We start from the raw sequence: 1,010 nt of genomic DNA on the forward strand, positions 1-1,010 counted from the left end.
GACTCGATCGACACCACCACTGCTACGCTGACGGCTTCGCCAAGCGTGACCGAAGGTGGCGTGATCACTTACACCGTCACGCTGACCAACCCAGCTCAAACCCCAGTTACCGTGACCCTGTCCAATGGCCAGGTCATCACCGTTGAAGCAGGCAAGACCCAGGGCAGCATCGATTTCCAGACCCCGGCCAACGACGTCTACAACAACGGTTCCACCGTTAGCGTGACCATCGACAGCGCCACCGGCGGCAACTTCGAAGAACTGACCGCAAACCCCACGCCAGCCTCCACGGTCATCAACGACAGTATCGACACTGTCACCGTTAGCATCGTCAGTAACGGCAATGTGACCGAAGATCAGCAGCCGTCTTTCACGGTCAAAGTCAGTCAAGCCTTGGACCGTCCGCTCACTGTCACATTGTCGAATGGTGACAAAGTCACCATCGAGGCTGGAAAGACTGAGGTCGAGTACAAGCTCGCCGCACAAGGCGACGATGTCATCAAGGATCCAGGCTCCGTCACGCTAGGTGTGACCGACGCTAGCGTCCCGGGCGCCACGTTCGAGAACCTAGTCATCGGTGGCCCGGCAACAGTTGAAATTTCCGACACCATCAGCGAAGTCATCGCAACCCTTACGGCGGACAAGACGACTGTTACAGAGGGTGGCCAAGTTACCTACACCGTAACCCTGAGCAACGCTCAAGGCTTGCCTGTCACTCAACATGGAGCACTGACTTTCACGCTGACTGACGGGACGAAAGTCACCATTCCAGCCAATAGCGTCGCTGGCAGCACTACTATTGCCGTTGGCGATGATGTGTATATGGGTGGCCAGCCTGCTCTGGTGAACAAGCTAGAGTCGGTTTCGGGTGGAGATAACTTCGAGAAGTTGACGCTGGGCAATGAGGTTGTAACCACTACCGTAACTGACGAGCCAGGTTCGGGTACCCCGGGCACGGGTAACCAAGGCGATCTGGTGCTGGTCACTATTACCGCTGACCAGAACTCCGT

General features: G+C 56.7%; 1 protein-coding gene. It reads left to right on the forward strand.

Annotated features, from left to right (window positions below; genetic code table 11):
* Positions 1-1,010, forward strand: a 1,010-nt coding sequence (locus ACF8R3_RS10310; protein WP_392515567.1) for an immunoglobulin-like domain-containing protein, incomplete at both ends; no start/stop codon positions are given.

Source organism: Pseudomonas sp. FYR_7 (assembly GCF_043106155.1).
GTDB classification, from domain to species: domain Bacteria; phylum Pseudomonadota; class Gammaproteobacteria; order Pseudomonadales; family Pseudomonadaceae; genus Aquipseudomonas; species Aquipseudomonas parafulva_B.